Annotated in this window: 19 protein-coding genes; 9 read left to right on the top strand and 10 right to left on the bottom strand. The window is 65.7% G+C overall.

Annotated elements, in window-relative coordinates; translation table 11 throughout:
* Nucleotides 1-159: 159 nt before the first annotated feature.
* Nucleotides 160-846, top strand: coding sequence for a lysozyme (locus EOW65_RS20155; RefSeq protein WP_206364103.1), 687 nt, complete (start codon nucleotides 160-162; stop codon nucleotides 844-846).
* Nucleotides 843-1,211 carry a bacteriophage spanin2 family protein gene (locus tag EOW65_RS18600; RefSeq protein WP_128151990.1) on the top strand — a complete coding sequence of 123 codons (369 nt, stop codon included), beginning with the start codon at nucleotides 843-845 and terminating at the stop codon, nucleotides 1,209-1,211. Before EOW65_RS20155 ends, EOW65_RS18600 begins: the two co-directional genes overlap by 4 nt.
* Here the strand turns inward: EOW65_RS18600 and EOW65_RS18595 are convergent, their stop codons facing one another.
* The 3 genes from EOW65_RS18595 to EOW65_RS18585 form a co-directional block, all read right to left on the bottom strand.
* Nucleotides 1,212-2,075: a polysaccharide pyruvyl transferase family protein gene (locus tag EOW65_RS18595; protein ID WP_128151988.1), complete on the bottom strand. Its 864-nt coding sequence runs from the start codon at nucleotides 2,073-2,075 to the stop codon at nucleotides 1,212-1,214.
* Between the two features lie 351 nt (nucleotides 2,076-2,426).
* Nucleotides 2,427-2,807 (bottom strand): helix-turn-helix domain-containing protein, encoded by a 381-nt coding sequence (locus tag EOW65_RS18590; protein WP_240664789.1) that lies wholly within the window; start codon nucleotides 2,805-2,807, stop codon nucleotides 2,427-2,429.
* Complete coding sequence (locus tag EOW65_RS18585) at nucleotides 2,807-3,103, bottom strand: type II toxin-antitoxin system HigB family toxin (protein ID WP_128151987.1); 297 nt, start codon at nucleotides 3,101-3,103, stop codon at nucleotides 2,807-2,809. Before EOW65_RS18585 ends, EOW65_RS18590 begins: the two co-directional genes overlap by 1 nt.
* A gap of 276 nt (nucleotides 3,104-3,379) precedes the next feature.
* On the opposite strand from EOW65_RS18585, the gene EOW65_RS18580 reads away from it, so the two are divergent.
* Nucleotides 3,380-6,094 (top strand): HAD-IC family P-type ATPase, encoded by a 2,715-nt coding sequence (locus EOW65_RS18580; protein WP_128151985.1) that lies wholly within the window; start codon nucleotides 3,380-3,382, stop codon nucleotides 6,092-6,094.
* A gap of 190 nt (nucleotides 6,095-6,284) precedes the next feature.
* Here the strand turns inward: EOW65_RS18580 and EOW65_RS18575 are convergent, their stop codons facing one another.
* From EOW65_RS18575 to EOW65_RS18555, 5 genes are all read right to left on the bottom strand, one after another.
* On the bottom strand, nucleotides 6,285-6,992 hold the full coding sequence (locus tag EOW65_RS18575; RefSeq protein ID WP_128151983.1) for a DNA helicase: 708 nt from the start codon (nucleotides 6,990-6,992) through the stop codon (nucleotides 6,285-6,287).
* Between the two features lie 416 nt (nucleotides 6,993-7,408).
* Nucleotides 7,409-8,353, bottom strand: a complete 945-nt coding sequence (locus EOW65_RS18570) for a hypothetical protein (protein WP_128151981.1) — start codon at nucleotides 8,351-8,353, stop codon at nucleotides 7,409-7,411.
* Nucleotides 8,354-9,484: an AAA family ATPase gene (locus EOW65_RS18565; protein WP_128151979.1), complete on the bottom strand. Its 1,131-nt coding sequence runs from the start codon at nucleotides 9,482-9,484 to the stop codon at nucleotides 8,354-8,356. It lies immediately after the preceding gene.
* On the bottom strand, nucleotides 9,481-10,614 hold the full coding sequence (locus EOW65_RS18560) for a DUF262 domain-containing protein (protein ID WP_206364102.1): 1,134 nt from the start codon (nucleotides 10,612-10,614) through the stop codon (nucleotides 9,481-9,483). Before EOW65_RS18560 ends, EOW65_RS18565 begins: the two co-directional genes overlap by 4 nt.
* Nucleotides 10,615-11,286: 672 nt before the next feature.
* Nucleotides 11,287-12,222, bottom strand: a complete 936-nt coding sequence (locus EOW65_RS18555; protein WP_128151977.1) for a LysR family transcriptional regulator — start codon at nucleotides 12,220-12,222, stop codon at nucleotides 11,287-11,289.
* A gap of 113 nt (nucleotides 12,223-12,335) precedes the next feature.
* Here EOW65_RS18555 and EOW65_RS18550 point away from each other — a divergent pair, with 113 nt between their 5' ends.
* From EOW65_RS18550 to EOW65_RS18535, 4 genes are all read left to right on the top strand, one after another.
* Nucleotides 12,336-13,085, top strand: coding sequence for an SDR family NAD(P)-dependent oxidoreductase (locus EOW65_RS18550; RefSeq protein WP_128151975.1), 750 nt, complete (start codon nucleotides 12,336-12,338; stop codon nucleotides 13,083-13,085).
* A 14-nt stretch (nucleotides 13,086-13,099) separates the two neighbouring features.
* The gene (locus EOW65_RS18545; RefSeq protein ID WP_128151973.1) at nucleotides 13,100-13,339 is read left to right on the top strand and encodes a hypothetical protein; all 240 of its coding nucleotides are present in this window, start codon (nucleotides 13,100-13,102) and stop codon (nucleotides 13,337-13,339) included.
* 93 nt (nucleotides 13,340-13,432) lie between these two features.
* Nucleotides 13,433-14,605, top strand: a complete 1,173-nt coding sequence (locus EOW65_RS18540) for a low temperature requirement protein A (protein WP_128151971.1) — start codon at nucleotides 13,433-13,435, stop codon at nucleotides 14,603-14,605.
* A 1-nt stretch (nucleotide 14,606) separates the two neighbouring features.
* Complete coding sequence (locus EOW65_RS18535; RefSeq protein WP_128151969.1) at nucleotides 14,607-15,260, top strand: potassium channel family protein; 654 nt, start codon at nucleotides 14,607-14,609, stop codon at nucleotides 15,258-15,260.
* 48 nt (nucleotides 15,261-15,308) lie between these two features.
* On the opposite strand, the gene EOW65_RS18530 is transcribed toward EOW65_RS18535, so the two are convergent.
* Nucleotides 15,309-18,089 carry a DUF2339 domain-containing protein gene (locus tag EOW65_RS18530; protein WP_128151967.1) on the bottom strand — a complete coding sequence of 927 codons (2,781 nt, stop codon included), beginning with the start codon at nucleotides 18,087-18,089 and terminating at the stop codon, nucleotides 15,309-15,311.
* Nucleotides 18,090-18,390: 301 nt separating this feature from the next.
* Here EOW65_RS18530 and EOW65_RS18525 point away from each other — a divergent pair, with 301 nt between their 5' ends.
* Nucleotides 18,391-19,410 carry an LLM class flavin-dependent oxidoreductase gene (locus EOW65_RS18525; RefSeq protein ID WP_128151965.1) on the top strand — a complete coding sequence of 340 codons (1,020 nt, stop codon included), beginning with the start codon at nucleotides 18,391-18,393 and terminating at the stop codon, nucleotides 19,408-19,410.
* Between the two features lie 55 nt (nucleotides 19,411-19,465).
* On the opposite strand, the gene EOW65_RS18520 is transcribed toward EOW65_RS18525, so the two are convergent.
* Nucleotides 19,466-20,083, bottom strand: a complete 618-nt coding sequence (locus tag EOW65_RS18520) for a TetR family transcriptional regulator (protein ID WP_164880159.1) — start codon at nucleotides 20,081-20,083, stop codon at nucleotides 19,466-19,468.
* Nucleotides 20,084-20,348: 265 nt separating this feature from the next.
* On the opposite strand from EOW65_RS18520, the gene EOW65_RS18515 reads away from it, so the two are divergent.
* Nucleotides 20,349-21,743 carry an efflux transporter outer membrane subunit gene (locus tag EOW65_RS18515; RefSeq protein WP_128151961.1) on the top strand — a complete coding sequence of 465 codons (1,395 nt, stop codon included), beginning with the start codon at nucleotides 20,349-20,351 and terminating at the stop codon, nucleotides 21,741-21,743.
* The last annotated feature ends 7 nt before the right edge of the window (nucleotides 21,744-21,750 follow it).

The following is a 21,750-nucleotide window of genomic DNA, read 5'->3' as shown; positions in this document are numbered from 1 at the left end:
GGGCATTGCTCAATACGGATCTCTCGCTCTCGTCGCGGATTTTGTAACGCCAGCGGCTCTCTGCCGGGGCAGCCACATGCTGACCGCTGCGACACCACACACCATCTCACAGACCGACCCGCCTCTGGCGGGTTTTTTGTTGCCGGAAAGGGGCATGACGTGACGACTGACAAGCTGGATCAAATCGCGACGCGGGCGGGCTGGGGGACGATCCCGGGGGCGATCTCGTTCCCGGTGTGGTGGCCCTCGCTTGAGAGCGCCTCGACCCTCGCCTCGCAGCTGGTGCCGATCGTGGGCCTGCTGATCGCGGTGGTGAACCTCGCTCTGCTGATCCGCAAATGGTGGCGCGGCCGGGGCCGGGGCTTCTGCACCGACGAGAGCGGCGCCGCCGGCCGCCGCACGGTGGCGGGGCTCGGCGCGCTGCTGGCGCTCGCTGCGGCGGTGATCGCCCCCTTCGAGGGGCGCGAGCTGCGCGCCTATCGCGATATCGTCGGCGTCTGGACGATCTGCGATGGCGACACGCAGGGCGTGCGGCCGGGGCAGGTGGCGACGCCGGCCGAATGCGACAGTCGCCTCGCTGCCCGGGTGGCGGCCTTCGAGCGCGAGATCCGGCCGTGCCTGCCGGACGAGCTGCCGCCCGAGACCCGCGCGGCCTTCATCTCGGCCGCCTACAACATCGGCTCGGGCGCTTTCTGTGGTTCGAGCATGGCGCGCCGGGCCCGGGCGGGGGATCTGCGCGGCGCCTGCGAGGCGCTGCGGCTCTGGACCAAGGCGGGCGGGCAGGTGGTGCGCGGCCTCGTGCGCCGGCGGGAGGCAGAGCGCGCGTTGTGCCTGAGAGGGCTGTGAGCCGGGCAGGGGGCGCGCTGGCGCTCTGCCTCGCGCTTGCGGCCTGTGGCGCGTTGCCCGGGCTCCTGAGCGGGCCGAAGGTCGCCGCGAACGGGCAGGCCGCCCGCACCGCGGCGCAGACGCTGGGCATCAGCACGCAGCGCGATCAGGCAATCCGCGCCGCCAGCGCCGGCCGCGACGTCGTGCAGTCGGCCGACGCCAATGCCGTGCGCGCGGGCAGCGTCGAGCGCGTGGTGGTCGAGGGCAACAGCCCGCCCTGGCTGATCCTCGCCTTCGCCGTCGCGCTCCTCCTCGACAGCCCCCTGCGCTGGCCAGAGCAGATCTGGCGCGCGGTCAGGGGGCAGCCGGGGGGAAGGGGGGCGTGATCAGCCGTAGACGCGCCGGACTTTGTCAAGCGCCTCCTGAAAGCGCTCTTTGTTCCTGTTGAGGGTTGCGTCTTGGCTCAGGAACGCCGGCCGCTTCAATGCCATTTGCAGGTCGCGCGCCGCATGAATGTTCAGGATCTGGCAGTGGAATTTGCGGGCGAGCTTCCTTGTCGAGATCGGGCCAATGCGTGATGGAAACCTGATGCGATCTTCATGCAGCGGTTCAATCTCTGCCTCGATACCGTTCGACATGAAGAAATCCTGCCATTTCGAGGCAAGGAAACTCCTGCCAATTCTTATGGGGATCCATGGCACCCTGAAGGTGTCCGCGATGATGGCGGCATGCATCGATTCAGCCAGGACAAGCGGTGCACGCGAGATCTTTCCGATCACATGGCGGGCGTCCCCCCTCGGATCGACGAACTCCACGTTGCAACGACGGCAGGCCTCTTGCCAGTTCACGAGCGAGACCGACTCCCAATGCGGAACAAAGATCGGCTTTGCCGATCGTTCCTCCGCCCCGAAAACCGGGAGATCCGACAGCATGGTGGCCGGATCGGTGATGCCAATACTCTCTGGAAGCCCAAGAAGCATTGCGCTTCTCGGTCCCCGCAGACATCTGACGTCCCATTTGGGATCAAGTGCGGGGATCGTGCCGCCGCCATAGCCGACGCCAGATCCCATGATCACCATTCTGCGCTCAGCATATGGCAGAAGGTTCGGCGCATTTATCAGGGTTCCCACCCCAACAAGCGTGACCTCTGGATCCCATTCGCGCCAGCCCGGCAAAAGGTGATCCCAGATCCACTCGTTCAGATCATCTCCGAAATTTCCGGCTTCGAGCTTGCAGTAAAAGAGCTTCATTCCAAAGGCGCTTTCTGTGGCATTCGACAGTTGAATTCTAATCGACCGTAACAGCGGGGATGCACTCGGCCACGAGGCCGAGACCGGCGAACAGGTCCTCCATCCCGCGGCGGAATGGTGAGTTCGCAGCGCAGATACAGATGCGGTCCTAGGTCGCACTAGCCGCGGTCGAGGGCAAGGGGGTGGGCTGGCGCATCGGGAGGCCCGAATGGGACCTTGGCGGCGGGCGGGCAGTTCGGCACCAGCACGCAGCGCGATCAGGCGATCCGCGCCGCCAGTGCCGGCCGCGACGTCGTGCAATCGGCCGACGCCAACACCCTGCGCGCTGTCAGGGGGCGGCGATCGTGACGGTCACGCCGCGACGAGGTGATAGGGGCGCACAAGGCAATCCGCCGGGATGTGCCATTCGCTGCTCAACTTGTGGATCATATCGAGCGTGAGTGCACGCTTGCGGTTCAGCACCTCGGACGCGCGCGGGCGAGAGCCGAACAGGGCCGCCAGATCGGCCTGGGTGCGGCCGGTCGCTTCCATGTGGGCCCGCAGGAAGTCGATCGGTTCCATCGGCTCGATCGGGAAGTTCCGGTCTTCATAGGCCTCGATCAGATCGGCGAGAACGTCGAAGCGGTCGGCGTCCGGAGTTCCCGGCGTCGGCTGGTTGTCGAAATATCGGGCGATCTCTGCGAGCGCCCAGTCGTGGTCCGCCTCGGTGCGGATCGGTCGGATGTCCATCATCAGATCGTCTCCGGGTTGATCTTGTCATAGTCCTTGTGGGTGCCGACGAACTTGATCAGCGCCCGGCGAAACGGGTAGGCGAAGTGGACGATCAGGCGATACTTGTTGCCCCCGATATCGAAGATGACGCGGTTGTCGCCAACGAAATCGACCGTGGTGCCAAACGCGGACTTCACATCGGCCGGGCCTGCCCAGTTCGCTTGAGATGCAAGGGTATACCATGCCTTCAGCGGAGCTTCGGCGCGCGGCTCCCGTTCCCAGAAGGTCCGAAGCGTCGATTTTGCGATGATCTGCATAGGGTACCCATTGTTCCCGTATCGGGAATATCGCGCCGCCGTGAGCCGAAGTCAATAGACATGTTCCCGATTTGGGATCTTTGTTTGCAGAAGGCTGCGCGATCGGGTGCGCCTACGGCAGTCATGCAGAGGCGTCGAAGCGACGTCGGCGCGCGGGCTGTTGATTTTCAATGATGCTTGGCTCATCACATGCTTGGTGGCCGCATTCCCCCCAGCGTCCTGTTAGAAGCATCGCCGAGCTGACGGGCGCGACGCAATCGCAGCAAGGAGAGACCGATGACGACGCTCACCGCGCCTCATGCCCGCAGCCCCGAGGATTGCCTTCGGTTGCTTGAAGCCTCCGCCGCTGGCCTGAGTGAAGTCGAGGCCGCGCGGCGTCTGGCCGAGAACGGGCCGAACCAGTTGCCCGCCGCGGCGAGACGCAGCCCGTTTCTGCGTTTCCTGCTGCAGTTCCACAACGTGCTGATCTATGTCCTGCTCGGGGCGGCGCTGGTGACGGCGGCGCTGCAGCATTGGGTTGATACCGGCGTGATCCTTGCCGTGGTGCTCACCAATGCGGTGATCGGCTTCGTGCAGGAAGGCCGCGCCGAGCAGGCGATGGAGGCGATCCGGGGGATGCTCGCCCCGCAAAGTGCAGTGTTGCGCGATGGTCGGCGCCAGCAGTGCGATGCCGGCGATCTGGTCGAGGGCGATATCGTCCTGCTCGAGGCGGGGGATCTGGTACCAGCGGATCTGCGGCTGCTCGAGGCCCGCGGGTTGACGGCAGAGGAGGCGGTGCTGACCGGGGAATCCGTGCCGATCGAGAAGAGCGTGACCGCCGTCCCGGCCGAGGCCGCATTGGGCGATCGCCATTCCATGCTCTTCAGCGGCACGCTGGTCGCGGCGGGCACCGCCCGCGGCCTCGTCACCGCCACCGGAGCGCGCACCGAGATTGGCCGGATCAGCGGCATGCTCTCGAAGGTCGAGACCCTGACCACACCGCTCGTGCATCAGATGGATGTCTTCGCGCGCTGGCTGACCCTTTTCATCCTGCTCGTCGCGGCCAGTCTGCTGGTCTATGGCTATTTCCTCGGCCATCTGGAGTTTTCCGGGCTGTTCATGGCGGTGGTCGGCCTCTCGGTGGCGGCGATCCCGGAGGGGCTGCCGGCGGTGCTGACGATCACCCTCGCGGTCGGGGTGCGGGCGATGGCGCGCCGCAACGCGATCGTCCGCCGGCTGCCGGCGATCGAGACGCTGGGCTCGGTCTCGGTCATCTGCTCGGACAAGACCGGGACATTGACCCGCAACGAGATGATGGTCAGCACCCTCGCCGCGGCCGGGGGAGATGTCTATTCGGTCGAAGGCAATGGCTATGCCCCGGCGGGGGCGGTGCGCTGGCGCGAGGCCGATGCCGATCCGGCCAGGCATGCGGTGCTTGGCGCGTTCGCCGAGGCGGCGCGCCTGTGCAACGATGCGGCGCTGCGCGAGACGGAGCCGGGCTGGATCGTCGAGGGCGACCCGATGGAGGGGGCGCTGATCGCGCTCGCGGGCAAGATCACCGGCGCGGGCGTCGCGCCTTTCGCCGACTGGGAGCGGCTCGACGCGATCCCCTTCGATGCTGCGCATCGCTTCATGGCGGTGCTGCACCGCGCCCCGGACGGGCGGCGCGCGCTGCATGTCAAGGGTGCGCCCGAGGCGGTGCTTGCGCTTTGCGCCACGCAGCGGATGCCGGACGGGGGCAGGGCAAGGCTCGATCCGCTCTATTGGGGCGACATGGTTGAAACCCTTGCCGGCGAGGGGCAACGGGTTCTTGCCGTCGCGCTTGACGAGGCGCCGGAAGAGGATCTGGACGGGGATCTGCGGATCGAGGATCTGCCCGGCCGGCTCACGCTGATCGGCCTGATCGGGCTGGTCGATCCGCCACGCCCCGAGGCGATTGCCGCAGTGGCCGAATGCGCTGCGGCGGGGATCGCCGTGAAGATGATTACCGGAGATCACGCCGCGACCGCCCGGGCGATCGGCGAGAAGATTGGCCTTCACAACTGCTCGCACGTGCTCACCGGCGCGGATATCGAGGCAATGAGCGATGTCGAGCTTGCCGAGGCCTCGGTCGGGACCGACATCTTCGCGCGCACCTCGCCCGAGCATAAGCTGCGCCTGGTGACGGCGTTGCAGTCCCGCGGCCTTATCGTGGCGATGACCGGCGACGGGGTGAACGACGCCCCGGCGCTCAAGCGTGCCGATGCCGGAATTGCGATGGGGCGCAAGGGCAGCGAGGCGGCGAAGGAGGCCGCCGATCTGGTCCTTGCGGATGACAATTTCGCTTCGATCGTTGCCGCGATCCGCGAGGGCCGCACCGTCTATGACAACATCAAGAAAGAGGTGAGCTGGACGCTGCCCACCAGCACCGGAGAGGCGATGACGATCGTTCTGGCGCTGCTGACCGGGCTGGCGCTGCCGATCACCGCGGTACAGATCCTCTGGGTGAACCTGATCACCGCGGTGACGCTTGGCATCGCGCTTGCGTTCGAGCCCTCGGAACAGGGCGCGATGCGCCGCCCGCCGCGGCCGCGGGACGAAGCACTGCTCAGCCCGGGGCTGATCTGGCATATCGTGCTGGTCTCGACGCTGATCCTCGTCGCCGTGTTCGGCATCTATGCCTATGCTGTCGACCGCGGCCATTCGCAGTTGCTGGCGCGGACGCTGGCGATGAACACGCTGGTCGCGCTGGAGATGTTCCACCTGTTCTTCATCCGCAACATCTATCGCGCCGCGCTGACCTGGGCGGCGGTGCGCGGGACGCCGGTGGTCTGGACCTGCGTCCTTGCCATGGTGGCGGCGCAGATCGGCATCACCTATGTTCCGCCGCTGCAGCAGATCTTCGGCACCGCGGCGGTTCCGCTTCCCTTATGGGGGCTGGTCTTCGGGATCGGGATCGTGTTCTTCGCCCTGCTCGAGACCGAGAAACAGATGCGGCTCGCATTCCGCGCGACCCGGGCAGCCGCCGGCTGAGCCTGCCCCGGGCACCGCCGTGCCCGGCCCATTGCCGCCGGTCGAGCATGCGTCGTCGCCGCGGCGCAGCTTCCCCGAAACGGTCGGTTGTGGCATCGTGCAGCAAAATCCGGGGCGAAGGTCGCTGATGCGGGACGAAGCTGCCGGTCGCGGTTTGCCAGTGCGGTGGCAAACGCACCGGCGAATTTAGTCAGATCAGGCTTTGAAAACGAACCTCGCCCGCGTTCAAGAAGCAGGCTTTGGAGAAGGCTCCCGGTGGAATAGGGTTCGGAAGTCGAAGGTCGGCAAGTCCAGGTACCGAAGCTGCCTCTGGCTCATAGGAACGGTCAATTTGTGAAATTGCAGCCAGAATGACGCCAGTTTCGCGAGCGAATGTTTTCAACACTTCCACTTGCTCTGAAAGCGGCGGCGTTGACCTCCGCTGGTCAAGAATCTGCAGGTAGTCAATCACGGCTACCGTTCCCTTCGGTGATCCTGCCAGATAGTTAGTGATGTAGTCGGCACAGATATCATCCGTGGCAATTATTTCTGGCGTGGTCTCCGGCAGCGGGTCCGCAAGAGCACAAAAGCGCTCCATTGCCTCTCGCTCCGTATGTTCAAGTGAAAACAATACGCTCCTCCGCCCTTCAATCGCTGCATCAAGCAAAAGCCTTAGCCCGAGCCGGGTCTTTCCGTGTCCTGGCCGTGCAGCAATCAAGAGCATGTCGCCGTTCGAAAGATGTGGAAGCAACGTCCCGACATCTGCATTTTTCGATGCATGCGCGGCCAACAGGCTCCATGCCGTGAACCCCTCTTCCGCAGCGATGCGGGCCTGCGCTTGATGCAGCGGAATATTCTGGCCTCGCGCCAAAAGCTTGGCGCGGCGTTTCAATTGATAGATCGGTGCGGATAGACGCATCACGGAACCTCCATTCCGAGCCAGAAACGCAACCCCTCCTTATGCGAACGCTCGAACAGATGGTTCGATAATCTCTGTCACCCCGTATGTGCGATACTTCCCCATTTGGAGGGAGGAGGCGCGGGTCAAGCCTGGCACCGAAGCTACTCCAGCTTCGCAAGTCGCGCAAGGGAACGGAGCGCAAAGGGCTCGAAGCGGCCATGCGGCGTCGCGGCAAGCCTTTCTTGAGGCCTGGCTGGCCGTATCGACGCGCTCGGCCCTAAGCCGCCGGTCGAGCAGGCGTCGTCGCCGCGGCGCGGTCGCATCCCTGAAAGCCGACACTCGATCGATGCCGCAGCAATGTTCAAAGAACTATGGCTGCGAAACCGACTGAACCAAGCGCTTGGCGTTTTCAATAGGGTGATGCTACCCATCGCCTACCACTTCGTCAATTTCTCCCCAAAGTACAGCACTTTAATGTATTTCTGCCCCACAGGAACTGGCCATTGAAAATGTAGGCGAAATTGGGGAGTTTTGACCTTCCCGTGCCAAGAACAATAGATATCGCCACCATCGTTGTTGTCGCGGAAGATGAACACGTGTTTGTCCTGCGGCTCTTCGTCGGAAAACAACGCTTTGCCGCCTTGGAAATAATCTTCGAGCAATCTCAGGGCAGATTCGGATAGGGCGCCATCGCTGCCGATACCTCCTGCGAGATCGTTGAGCACCTTGAGCAGCACGAACCCGCGGCGAACGACATTTCTATGGAAAGGGTGTTTCTTCAGGCCTGCGGTGAAATTCTGCTCGTCGATCATTAAGTTGGGATAGCGGCTGATGCAGGCGGAAATGAAGCTGTCCCAGCTCTCAGGCTCCACTTCGATCGAGCTGTCCAAAGCATCGAGCCCAGCCAAATCCCAATAATTGACCACCGAGGCGACCCAAAGCGGCTCGTCAGGCAGGCCCTGCAGCACCTGCAAAGGCGATTGTTTGAACCGGGAAGACGATCCGTTAGTCAGGCTGAAGGAAGACGCGGGCGCACCGACGAGAAGTTTCCGCCCAGCAGCGCCCAAACCCTGATCGGTGACTTCATCCTCATCCAACCACCAAAGGTCATTCGCCGTTTCCATCGGCTCATCATCGGAGAACGGGCCGCTCTTTCCAAGCCAGTTGAGTAGGAGCGCCCGTTCCGTCTGGCGTGCGGCAGCGATTACGTTGATCAGCGACATAGGGCCGACAGCAGGTCTGGAAAGCAGTCCCCGCGAGACCACCAACCTGAACCTTCGCTTCGTAGCCTTTGCGAAGATACCAAGGAGCGCGTCGACGGCCTGCTCGCGCGTGTCGAATTGGCCGCCAAGCGACAGATCGTTCAGGTGAAGATCCATCTAGCCCAACAGCCCGAGAAGTTGGCCAAGGTCGCTCTCTGCCTGATCGAAAAAGCCCGGCGGCCAGTGATCAATCTCGCCGCTGTCGTCAATATTCAGCCTCTGAACACCATGGCCATGTGGGGAAGCACCGCCGAAGAAACATACTGCGGCCTGCCTTGAAGCCAATGCCCCCTGCTTGATGGCAAGGCGGACGCCATTGAGGAAATGATCGCTATGGGTTTCGACCAGCATTCGTACACCCGCTGCCGCGAACCGCGCGACGATCTTCCCTAATTCCGATTGGGCACGTGGGTGAAGATGCGCTTCCGGACTATCCACGATCACCAGTTGTCCAGGCCGGGCGGCGAGCATCGCGACGATCAAGGGAAAAGCGTAGGTCAATCCGAAGCCGATGTTTCCCGGCCTTACCCATCCCGAGGCGCCAAGCGCGAGATCGAGCCTGATCAGATCGGACCCGAGCAACTGGTCGGTATTGGCCATCGCCCCGGGGAAAAGTTGCGACAGATAGGCATCGACTTGGCCACGCACGGTGGTGCGTTCCTCGCCCGGATGTCGGCGCGCCTCGGGGACTTCCTCATCCGCGATCTGAAAGTGCCAATAAGGCGCGAACTCCCCCGCTTTCCCGACATCGCCGAATGGTGTCGTGATCGGCGGGGACGGCCAGGCCGTGTTGGAGAACAGCCGCGAAGCACCCAGGAACGTCAATCCACTGACCTTTTCGCACAAGGCCGATGCGGCATGGTCGAGGGGCGCTGCGACACCGATCATGTCGAGGGCTTGGCCGGCTACAGAGAACCGCGCATTCTCGACCTTGAGGTGGCGGACCCTGCGCTCCGCTGTCAGGCTCCACATCGCCTGGACGCCATCCTCTTCGAAAGCGATAGCGATGCGCCCTTGGCTCCCCGATCTCGCAACGTCCTGTGCGGTCCCGAGATGCAGCAAAGGTCCGTCCAGATCGATCCTGTCGCCATTGGGTGCGATGCGAAGCGACTGGCTCACCAAAAGCAGAGTTTGTATCGCGGTGGACTTTCCCGCGCCGTTAAACCCGGTAAATAGCGTCAGATCCGAAAGGTCGATTTCAAGGCGATCAAAGCACTTGAACCCCTCGATGGATACACGAAAGCTCATTCGAAATACCCCGCGAATTTCTCGAGTGCCTTTTCGAACCTGCCCGTCACCTGGCTCCCACTGTTAGTCGAGTAGCTGACATGGAAGACGAAATCATTGTCCTGCATAAGGGAGATCACTTTGCCTTTGAAGCCCGATTCATCCGACAAAAGATGCTTCTCGCTAATCTTGGCAAAGCAGAAGGAGAATACATCGAACATGGAAATATTCAATGGGGTGCGCGGAGCATTAGGATTGTTTTCCCTCAGTGATTTCCGGAAAGCCTGCAGGCCGAAAAGACGATAGTTCCACTTCATGGAGTGGCGGAACCGGTCCTGCATTTCACCAAGATCCGAGGACGAAGCTGCATTCATCTGCGCAAGCGCCCGCGCCAGGAACTCATCCATCTCACCGCTCACATAGGAATTGTAGCCCAGAGAATAAAACGCGGCGAAACGGTTTATGGCTTCTCGATCTCGCATGGTCTTTGACTTCAAAGAACCTGCGTTGACCTTCAGAAACTCCTCCGAGGCAGCTTGTTCCCGCAGCCATTGCGTCGCATTTCCCGAATAAAGCGCGTTGCGCATCTGCTGACGGGTGAGCGGCGACCCGCTGTTTACACGGTCAAATATATCTAGGCGAGCAGCCTCGGGTGCCTTCCGGTCGAGTATGTAAAGTACCAGCTGAGTGTCTTCGATTCGCTCTTGTAGCCTCGGCTCAAGATCTTTGAAGAACTTTCCCTCCAAATAGTGCGGAGTACCTTGTTTAGGACTCAGGCCGCTAAGCTTGAATTCGTTGTTTAGGAACCGTGAGAAGGTCGTTAGGCGCTGCAGCCCATCGACAACGATAATGCGGCCATCCGTTGCCTCTGCCACGTAAAATACCGGAAGAGGAATACGCATCACGCTGCTCTCAATGAGCTTGGACTGCTTCTCGACGTCCCAAACGAATTCCCTTTGAAATTCGGGGTCCATGATGTAGCGGCCTTTGCCGATGCGTTCCACAACCTCGCGAGCGGAGCGCGTCTCGGTTCTGACCATTACGTCTTCCAGAGGATAATCCGTACGAGATGCCTCGGGCGCCATGTCGAGTCCCTCGACATCGTCCTTTTCCGAATCGGCATTCGACGCGTTTATCATCCTGAACTCCATTCTTTCTGGTGCAGACGTATCATACTTCGTCGGTATAGAAAGCCCGGCGCGCCACAGCGAGCGGTCAACCGGCGCGGTTTGAGTGGATCCTGCCGAGCCGAGCGGAACGATCCTGACGGCGGTTCCGACTGGAATGCCGCTGCGTTTTGCCCGAACGGCTGCTTTGACAAGATTGCTGTGATCGTCACTGCTGCAGTGCAGTCAGACCGCTAACCGCCCTGGACCGCCGGCCGGGCCTCGCACCTCGACCGACGGCTCTCCGCCCCTTCCCGCCGGTCAGGGTTGCACTTCAACAGCACGTCCCCACATTCACAGCATGTTCATGTTTTGTACGCGGGAAAGATGCAAGATAACCCATTGTAATTAGAACAAATCAACAGAATTCAAAATCCTCCGCCGCAAGGCGTGCGAGTTCGAGTCTCGCCTCGGGCACCAGTTTGAAATCATTGCAAAAGTCGTTCCGTCATCCCCCGCACGCAAGTCGCCCGCGACGGATTCCTGCATGTACTCCCAAAGCCCTGTGTTGGTCGCGTGTCGTCCGGCCAACGTCATCGTCGATTTCGACCACCGCTTACGATTCGCCTTGGCACGGAGCTGGGAGGCCATCCCGGGCGACTGGCGGGACCTGTCATCGCGCCGCGGGCGGATCTGCGGAACGGCAGAACTCCCGTGTCAGGAGCCGTGCCGCTCACCTCGCACCTCGGGGGCGACGAACCCCTCGCGGCGCAGCAGCTCTTCCAGCCAGTCCATGAAGACCTTCAGCCGCGGTGCGAGGTGGCGTCGGCGGGCATAGAGGACCGAGATCGGAACCGGAGCGGGGCGGAAATCGGCCAGCACCTCGAGCAGCCGTCCGGCGGCGATATCCTCGGCCACGTCGCGCGCCGGCACCTGAATCAGCCCATGCCCGTGCAGCGCGCCGGCGACATAGCTTTCGGCATTGTCGACGCAGAGATAGCTCTGCATCGGCACCGAGATCGCCCGGCCGTCCTCCTGCCCATCCCACTCGGCCGCGGCGGCCGGCATCCGGAGCGCGTAATTGACCAGCAGGTGCCGGCTCAGGTCCTCTGGGCGGGCCGGAATCCCGTGGCGGGCGACATAGCCCGCCCCGGCGCAGGTCAGGATCGGCACCTCGCCGAGCTTGCGGCAGATCAGCTCGCTGTCTTCGAGTTCTGCCATCCGCACCACGGCATCGACGCCTTCGGACACGAGGTCGACCATCCGGTCGGTCGCGCTGATATCGAGTGTCACCGCCGGATAGAGGGCGCGAAAATCGTGCAGGTGCGGGATCACCATGCGCCGGGCCATCCGGCTTGGCATGTCGACGCGCAACCGCCCTGAAATCTGCCCCGGGCGATGGCGGAACTGCCCTTCGGCCTGTGCCAGCGCATCGACGAGGTCGCGGGCGGTCTCGGCGAAGTGCAGCCCCTCCTGTGTCGGCCGCACCACCCGGGTCGTGCGCTGCAGGAGCTGCACGCCGAGCCGGTCCTCGAGCGCCTGCACCGTGGCCGAGACGGTCGAGCGCGGCAGGCCGAGCGCCGCCGCCGCGCGGGTGAAATTCCCGCTCTCGACGACCTGCACGAAGACCTGCATCTGTTGAATCCGATCCATGGGCATTGTTCGGCATTTCTGGCGAATGATGTCAAGTCATGCGCATTTATCCAGAACGATCGCGCATCTATCTTGTCCTGAACCGGGTCATCCCGACCCGCAGGAGAGATGAGATGACGATCGCACTTGTGACGGGCGGAAGCCGGGGCCTCGGCCGTGACATGGCACTGGCCCTCGCCGGGGCGGGCACCGACGTGGTGCTGACCTATCTGGGCAACCGCGACAAGGCCGAGGCGGTGGTCGCCGAGATCAAGGCCAGGGGCCGACAGGCCGCCGCGCTGCAGCTCGATGTGACCGACAGCGCAAGCTACGGCGGGTTCGTCGCCACGCTCGGGGCGGTGCTCGAGGGCCTTGGCGCGGACAAGCTCGACTATCTGGTGAACAATGCGGGCGTCGGGATTCACGCGCCCTATGCCGAGACAACGGAAACGCAGTTCGAGCAGATGGTGGCGACCCACCTGAAGCCGGCCTTCCTGCTCACGCAAAAGCTGCTGCCGGTGATCCGCGATGGTGGCGGGGTGGTGAACATCTCGACCGGGCTCGCGCGGTTCTCGTTGCCGGGCTATGCCGCCTATGCCGCCGCCAAGGGCGGGGTCGAGGTGCTGACCCGCTATCAGGCGAAGGAACTGGGCGCACGCGGCATCCGGGTGAATGTCGTGGCACCGGGCGCGATCGAGACCGACTTCGGTGGTGGCGCCGTGCGCGACAATGCCCAGATCAATGCCTTCATCGCGGCGCAGACGGCGCTCGGCCGGGCCGGCCGGCCCGATGATCTCGGCTCCGTCGTGGCTTTCCTCTGTTCGGAGGCCGCGCAATGGGTCACCGGCCAGCGGATCGAGGTCTCGGGGGGCATGTTCCTGTGAGCCATACCGCGCAGATGATCCTTGCCGGTCTTGCCCTGCTGGCGGCGGTCTACGGCATCGCGCATCTGCGCGGGGTGCCGCGGCGCCGGGCCTTCCCGGCATTCGCGGTGCTCTGGGGGCTGGCGGCGGCGGTCAACCTGTGGGTCGGCGTCGCCCATGCCGGCTATGCGCTTGCCGAGGAGGTGCCGGTCTTCGGACTGGTCTTCGCGGTGCCCGCCGCGCTTGCGTGGCTCGTCCTGCGGGGGCGCGGGTGAGCGCCGGGTGCCGGGCCGGCTGCGGTCGGGCCGGGGCTCTTTGACCTTTGCGAAAACTCGGGGATGATGCCGCATCCCTTTCAGGAAAGTCACATGTCCAGCCTGTTCCAACGCCTCGCCCCGCCCGACGCCCTGCGCCGCCTCGGCCCCCAGGAAACGCCCCGCGTCACCACGATGGAGCTGTTCTTCGACCTGGTCTATGTCTTCAGCATCATCCAGCTGTCGCATTACCTGCTGGAACATGCCAGCGTGCTTGGCGCGCTGGAATACGCGACGCTTTTCGCCGCGGTCTGGTGGGCGTGGAACTACACCGCCTGGGCCGCGAACTGGCTGAACCCCGATCATCCGGGCGGGCGGGGGCTGATGATCGTGTTGATGGGCTGCGCGCTGGTGATGGCCATCGCCGCGCCACAGGCCTTCGGGGCGCGGGCGGGGCTTTTCGCGCTGGCCTATGTCGCGATGGCGCTGATCCGGGCGGGCTACATGGCGCTCGTCTTCCGTGGTCAGGAGATGGGGCGCAACTACGCCCAGCTTGGCGCCTGGAGTGCGATCTCCGGCGTCTTCTGGATCGCCGGGGCGCTGATCGAGCCCGCGCGGCTCGGGCTCTGGATCCTTGCCGTCGCGATCGACTATGCCGCGCCCTATCTGGGCTACTGGCTGCCCGGCCGGGGGGCGACGCCGATGTCGAGCTGGACGCTGAAGGGGCTGCATCTGTTCGAGCGCAACCAGCTGATCTTCATCATCGCTCTGGGCGAGTCGATCCTGCTGCTCGGCGGCTATCTCGCGGGCCACGAGATCCATGCCGACACCGCCCTGGCCGCTCTCATCGGGTTCTTTCTGATCGTCACGCTGTGGTGGATCTATTTCGTCGATCTCGCCGAGCCGGGCGAACATCGCTTTGCCCGTGAGAGCGATCACACCAGCCTTGCGCGCGCGGGGCTGGCCTATGCCCATGGCGTGGCGGTCTGCGGCGCGATCGTCACCGCCGTCGCGATCGAGATGATCGTCGCGCATCCGCACGACCCCATTCATGCCGAAACGGCGATCATCGCCTTTGCCGGGCCGTCGCTGTTCCTGCTGGGCTGCACGATCTTCCATCAGGTCACTGCCGAGCGGCCGCGCGGGCTCTATCTGCTGGCGGTGGCGGCGCTGGCCGTCTGGAGTTGGGGGGCTCTCGGCCTGCATCTGAGCGGGCTTTGGCTCGGGGCAGGGGCGCTGGCGATCCTGATGCTCATGGCCGGCCTCGCGCGTCGGAAGGCGGCCTGAGATGTTGTCGCTGCCTGTTGCGCGAAACCGGGTTCTCGCGAGTGGCGCGTTGCTCACCGCGATCCTGATTCACAACCTGACCTACCCGCTCTCGGCCGCGGGCGGGGCATGGCCTGCGCTGTTCTACGGCTTTTACGCCTCGATCTTCGTCGCGGCGACATGGGCGCTGAGCGCGTCGAAGGGCATGCGGGCGTTGATGGCCTGTATCGGCCTTGTGACCCTCGTCGCGGGGCTGATGAATTCTTACGCTCCGACAAGGGCGACCGCACTCGCGGTCTATCTGAGCTCTATCGCTTATCACATTGGAATGATTGTGGTCCTGGCACGCTACACGTTTGGCGCGCGCACCGTGATGACCGATGTTCTCCTGTCGGCGACCTCGCTCTATCTGGTGATCGGCTCCGGCTTTGCCGCGTTGCTGGCCCTTGTCGAATGGGGCGCTCCGGGCTCGTTCGTGGCGAGTTCAGGAGCCCCCATCGGCTGGCAGCAGATGCTGTATTTCAGCTATGTGACGATGACGACCGTCGGCTATGGCGACATCACGCCCGTGGGGTTTTACGCTCAGTCGTTTGCCTCATTTGAGGCCATCGGCGGCACGCTCTACTCGGTCCTGCTGCTCTCGCGCCTGGTCGGATTGCATACCAGCCGCGTCTAGCGGCTGGCATGTCCGGTCCGGTCTCCTCGGGGGCGGCCGCGCGGCGGCTCAGTCTTCGGGGAAGGGCGGCGGGGGCTCGGCGCCGGTCGCGCGCCAACGGGCGTCGATCTGCCGGTTGAGCCAGGCAAGGCCGGTGAGGGCGAGGCCGAGCCCGACGAAGGAGGCGACCCGGGTCAGCCCCGACAGCCCGGCCATGTCGATCAGGAACACCTTGGCGATGGTCAGCGCCACCCCCGTCATCGCGATCCGGCGCAGCGTCAGCGAGCGGCGCGGCACGGCGGCAACCAGCAGCGCGAGCGCGGCCGCGAGCAGTGCGATGGTGTAGCTGTAAAGCTCGCCATCCGAGGGGCCGGGCAGAGACAGGTCCGTCCCGCGCCACAGCCGCCGGATTTCGAGCCAGCCCCAGACGAGGGTGGCAAGCCCCGCACCGGCGGCAAGGCCCGGGCGCAGCAGGCGGGCGCGGGGCCGGCCGGGCGCGCCAAGGAAGACCGCCGCCACCGCCAGCGTCGCGGCGAGCGGCCAGAAGGCGAGCGCAAGGCTGTCGAGAAGCGGCGGGCCAAGCACCGGGTCGGCCCCCCAGTCCAGCATGTCGGCAAGATCGCGCGCCAGCGCAACCAGCGCGCCAAGCGCGGCAAGCCCGCTCAGCGCGGCAATGAGGCCGCGCAGCCAGCGGACCGCCCGCCCGCTGGTCGGCAGGCGCCAGATCTGCCCGAAGGCCGCGCCGCACCAGATCGCGGCGCTGAGCCCGGCGAACCAATGGGCATGGGTGTCCCGGTCGGGGATCAGCCGCGCGATGGTCAGCGTGACGAAAAGCGCGACTGTGGTCATCAGCGCCGACTCGAGCACCGCGCGCAGTCCCGCGCGCTCGGGGCGGGCCAGGCGGCGGGCGGCCTCGAAAGCGGCGATCGGGCCGAGATGGCTGAGCCCGAAGGCGGGCCAGCTGGCGCTGTAAAGGCTCCAGTCGAAGCCCGGATCGGCCAGCAGCCGATAGCCGATGACGGCGACGCCAAGCTGCGCGATCCAGCCCATCAGCGGCAGCCGGAAGCGGCGGTCGGTCAGCGTCGTCAGCACGACCAGCAGCGCAAGGCCCAGCGTCAGCGCCGCCTTGGTGAGCAGGATGAAGAAGGCGAGCGCAATCAGCAGCACCGCGGCCGCGGCGAAAAGGCCAAGATCGCGGGGCAGGGCCTCGCCCCCCATCCGGGCGCGGCGCTCGGCGAACAGCACCATCAGCGCCGCCATCGCGATCACCACGAGCGACCAGGGGCCGGAGCCGAGGAAGAAGCCCGGCGCCCAGAAGAACTCGAGCGCGAAGATCGTCGCAGTGCCGAGTTTCGCCGCCCCAAAGGCCCAGAACATCGGGTCGGCCTCGCCGCTTGCGCGCGCATGGCGCAGCCGCGCGAAGGCAAGGGCGGAAAGCGCCGCGCCGGCAAGGGCGAGCGCCCAGAGGGTCGGCGGCAGCGGGATCTCGGCGCCCGGCGCCGCGTCGAGTGTGGCGAAGAGCCCCTCGAACAACGGGCCCGCGCGCATCGGCTCGATCAACAGGGCAAGGAGGAAGCCAATCGCGGGCAGTGCGGCGAGCGCATCGAGCGCCGGGGCGCGGTAGAGCCACAGGCTGGCCGCCGCGAACAGCACGACGAGCAGCGCAAAGCCGATGCCAGCTTCGGCCGGGGTCGTGGCGCCGGCGACGATCATCAGTCCGGCGATGGTGGCGATAGTGGCGCCCGCCGCGGCGATCAGCGTCGGCACCTCGGGCCGCGGGCCGCGGAAAAGTCCGGTGACGGGGGCGCCGGCGTGGCGCGGCGTCAGGTGGCGCTCGGGGAAGGTCAGCGCGGCGAAGGCCAGCACCAGCGCCGCCCCGGCAAGGCCAGGGGTGAAGGGAACGGAGCCCCAGAGCAGCACGAGGCCAAAACTCGCGACGGCAAGCGCGAGCGCCGAGACCCAGCCCCAGCGGCGGAAACTGTCGATCGCCAGACCGGCAAGGCCGACGAGCGGGAAGTAGCCATAAAAGAGATGCGCGCCATCCGGGCCGCCGCCGATCAAGAAGGGTGCGGCGCCGGCGCCGATCAGCCCGATCGCGGACAGCACCGGCCCGTAGAACCAGCCGAGCAGCACGGTGGCGGCCGAGATCAGAGCCAGCCCGGCCAGCGCCACGCCGGGGCCGATCAGGCCATAAAGCGCATGCGCCGCGGCCATTGCGATGAACATCACCACCGCCCCCGCGCCCGACAGCGTCGAGGGCAGGGCGCGCGTCGCGGGCGTCACGACGTCGCCGCTGCGGCGCCGGATCGCCTCGCCGCCCGCGATCAGCGCAAGGCCGAGCGCGAGCGCGCCGAGCACACGCAAGGGCGGCGTCAGAAGGCCCTTCTCGACGCCATATTGCACCATGAAGAGCCCGCCGAGGATCAGCGACAGTGCGGCGATGGCGAGGGTCCAGTTCGTGCGCAGCCAGGCGGCGACAGGGGCAAGCGCGCCCGGCCCGGGGGCGGATGCCCCGGCCCGCGGCGCCACGGACTGCGGCAGGGGCGGCGGCAGGGGCGGCGGCAGCGGTCGTTCCGGCGCCGGCGCCTCGGCGGCGGCGATGAGCTCGGGCGTGGCATGCGGCGGCGCCGGGTCCTCCGTCGCGGCCATGGTGTCCGGCCAGAGCACAGGCGCCGTCGCCGGCGCATCGGCCCGGGGGGTGGCGGCTTTCAGTGCGGTGATCTCTTCCTCGAGCCGCCGCACCCGGCCGCGCAGCGCCGGCACGAGGAACAGCAGCACCGGCAGGCCGATGCCCACCATCGCGCCATAGGCGATCCCGGAAATGATTAGAAAAAACTCGAAATCGTCCATGCGCAACTCCAATGCCAATGGCCAGAATATCGGGCCACCCCGGCCGGAGCAATCGCCCAAAAGCGCCGCGCCGCCCCCTGTCTTGCGTGAGGTTCCCCCCGCAAGGGCTTGATCCTGCTTTTGCAAGGCGAGATGCCAGATGATGGGGAAGGCGGCCGCGGGGCATCTGGCGCACAGCCTCTGCGCTTGAGCAAACACACGGGGCAGGTTGCAGAGACGAGGTGTCAATGGCTAGCTAAGTGGCGAACGGGACCGGCGCCGGAGCCTCAGCATCGGCCGCTGCAGCCCGAGGAGCAATGACATGAAAAACATCGGTTTCCTGTCCTTCGGACATTGGTCGGCGCAGCGTGGCTCGGCGACCCGGACCGCCGGCGACGCGCTGTTGCAGGCGATCGACCTCGCCGTTGCGGCCGAGGAGCTCGGCCTCGATGGCGCCTATTTCCGCGTCCACCACTTCGCCCGTCAGCACGCGAGCCCCTTCCCGCTGCTCTCGGCCGTCGCTGCCCGCACCTCGAAGATCGAGATCGGCACCGGCGTGATCGATATGCGCTATGAGAACCCGCTTTACATGGCCGAAGAGGCCGGCGCCGCCGACCTGATCAGCGGCGGCCGGCTGCAGCTTGGCATCAGCCGTGGCAGCCCCGAGCAGGTGATCGAGGGCTGGCGCTATTTCGGCTATGCGCCCGAGGCGGACGAGACCGATGCCGACATGGGGCGCCGGCACGCGCAGGCCTTCCTCGAGATGATCGAGGGCCATGGCTTTGCCGAGCCGAACCCGCGGCCGATGTTCCCGAACCCGCCGGGCAAGCTGCGGCTCGAGCCCTATTCGGAAGGGTTGCGCGACCGGATCTGGTGGGGCGCGGGCTCGAACAAGACGGCCGAATGGGCGGCGATGCTGGGGATGAACCTGCAAAGCTCGACGCTGAAGGATGACGAGACGGGCGAGCCCTTCCACATCCAGCAGGCGCAGCAGATCCGTGCCTATCGCGAGGCCTGGAAGGCCGCGGGTCACAAGCGCAAGCCGCGGGTCTCGGTCAGCCGCTCGATCTTCGCGCTGACGAATGACGAGGACCGGATGTATTTCGGCCATGGCGGCAGCGAGGATGACCAGGTCGGTTTCATCGAGCGGCAGCGCTCGATCTTCGGCCGCTCCTATGCCGACGAGCCCGACAAGCTGGTCGAGCAGCTGAAGCGCGACGAGGCGATCGCCGAGGCGGACACGCTGCTGCTGACGGTGCCGAACTCGCTGGGCGTCGATTACAACGCCCATGTGATCGAGAGTATCCTGAAACATGTTGCGCCAGCCCTCGGCTGGCGCTGAGCCGGCCGTTCCGGCGCGCCCCGGTCAGGGGCGCGCCGGTGTGGCGCCGGGCCGACTAGGCCGCGCCGCCGTTGCGGCGCAGCGAGGCGATATGGTGGTGCAGCAGCTTTGCGCCGAGCGTGTCGAGCGGGAAGGCCCGGTCCGAGCGCAGCCATTCGTTCAGGAGCCCGTTGAACATCACCATCAGCGAGACCGCCACCTCGTCGGGGGTCAGCTCGTCGGTCAGCTGGCCGGCTTCGCCGGCGCGGGCGAGAAGGCGCTGGAACACCCGCCACAGTTCGACATTCGCCTCCGCCAGCCAGGCCGCCGTCTCCTCGGTCATCGCCGCGTTCGACATGATCCGGTGCATCCGCTGCTGGCACTTGTCCGCGGCGAAGACCGACAGGAAGCGGGTGCCGGAGCATTCGAGGAATGCAAGCGGATCGGTCAGGTCGGCCTGCTCCGACGCTTCCCGGATCAGCGCAAGCTGCGGCGCGGTGGTGCGTTCGTAAAGCGCGCTCAGCACCGCGGTCTTGTCCTTGAAATGCCAGTAGAATGCGCCACGGGTGACGCCCGCGGTCCGGGCGATCTGCTCAAGCGTGGTGCGGGCGATCCCGTGCTCGGCGAAAAGCATCTCGGCCGCCTCGAGAATTTTCAGCCGGGTCTGTTCGGCATCTGCCTTGCATCGTCTCACACTGTGCTCCTCCCGTTCTGCCTGTGGCGTGCCCCTGCGACCGATGGGGTGAACCGGGCAGACTTTCATCGTCAGAACGGGCATGGCCGTTCACGAAACGCACATCTGTTCCTCTCGTGTCACAGCCTGCGCGTCAAGATCGCCTTATGCCGCAATTCGTTATTTACATCCATACGTGAATGTATGTAGCTCTGCCACTGTCGAGCGAACAAGGGGGCGGGCGGTCGCAAGACTGCGCCGCCGCGCCCATCAGCAGGAATGAGATATGGCTGTGAATCTGTCTGAACCTTCGGGGCGCGCGCCGTCGCGCCGGTCTTTCCTGTGGGGCGCGGCGTCCTGCCTGGCCCTCGCGGGCTGTGCGGATGTTGCCTATGAGTCCCCCAAGGCCTCGGTGGCGGACCGCTTCGACGGCGCGGCGCCGGCGCGCGGGGACGAGGCGCAGGCCCGCAACTGGTGGCTCGCCTTTCGCGACGACGAACTGAACCGGCTGGTTGCCGCGGGGCAGGCGCGCAACCTCGACGTGCAGCAGGCCCTTGCTGCGATCGAGGAGGCCCGTGCTGCCGCCGACGCCACCGGCGCGGCCGATCTGCCGCAGGTTTCGGGCTCTGCCGCCGCGACGCGCGGCGACACCCAGGGCACCGGCACGCGCAGCACCACCTCGGCGGGGCTCGGCGTCAGCTGGCTGCTCGATATCTTCGGGGCGAACCGCAACAGCCGCAAGGCGGCGGCGGCGCGGCTCGACGCGGCCTATCTCTCGGCCGATGTCGCGCGGCTGATGATGGAAAGTGCCATCGCCCAGGCCTATGTCGCGTTGCGCTACCATCAGGAAAGCATCGCGCTGACCAAGCGCTCGATCGAGAGCCGCAAGCGCAGCCTCGAGCTGACCAAGGCGCAGGTCGAGGCGGGCGACGCCTCGCGGCTCGACCAGATCCAGGCCGAGCAGCTGGTGGCCGAGGGCGAGGCGCAGCTGCCCGCCTTCGAGACCGGCTTCGATCAGGCGCTGGCCCAGCTTGCAACGCTGACCGCCGAGCGCAGCGCGACGCTGCGGCCGCGGCTGCAGCGCGGCGCGGCGCAGCCGAAACCGCGTTTCAAGGCGAGTGTCGGCGTGCCAGCGCAGGTGATCGCGGCGCGTCCCGACGTGCGCATGGCCGAGCGCGCCTATGCTGCCGCGGCCTTCGATGTGGGCGTCGCGAAGGCGGCCTTCTACCCCTCGGTGTCGCTCTCGGGCTCGATCACGCCAACCGACATCCGCCACGGCGGCTCGATCAGCTACTGGGCCGTCGGCCCGCAGATCGACCTGCCGATCTTCACCGGCGGCGCGAACCGGGCCAACCTGAAGGGCGCCGAGGCGCGCGCGGTGCAGGCGAAGCTCGCCTGGGAAGCCGCGGTGCTGAACGCGATCGAGGAGATCGAAAGCGGGCTTGCCGCCTACAACCGTGACGGCCGGGCGATTGCCGCGCAAAGCCGGCTGGTCAGCACCAGCGCCGAGGCGGTCGATCTGTCGCGCACCAACTTCAGCTATGGCGAGGGCAGCTTCATGTCCGTGCTGGACGCCGAGCGCAGCTATCTGGCTGCCCAGGAAGGCCTCGCCGCGGCCGAGCGCCAGCGCGCCTCCGACTTCATCACCCTCAGCGTCGCCGCCGCCGGCGGCACGCGCTGAGCCTGTT

Origin of the sequence: Paenirhodobacter ferrireducens, assembly GCF_004022265.1 — a bacterium.
In the GTDB taxonomy this organism is placed as follows: Bacteria; Pseudomonadota; Alphaproteobacteria; order Rhodobacterales; family Rhodobacteraceae; genus Rhodobacter; species Rhodobacter ferrireducens.
This window is presented reverse-complemented; position numbering and strand designations above follow the sequence as displayed.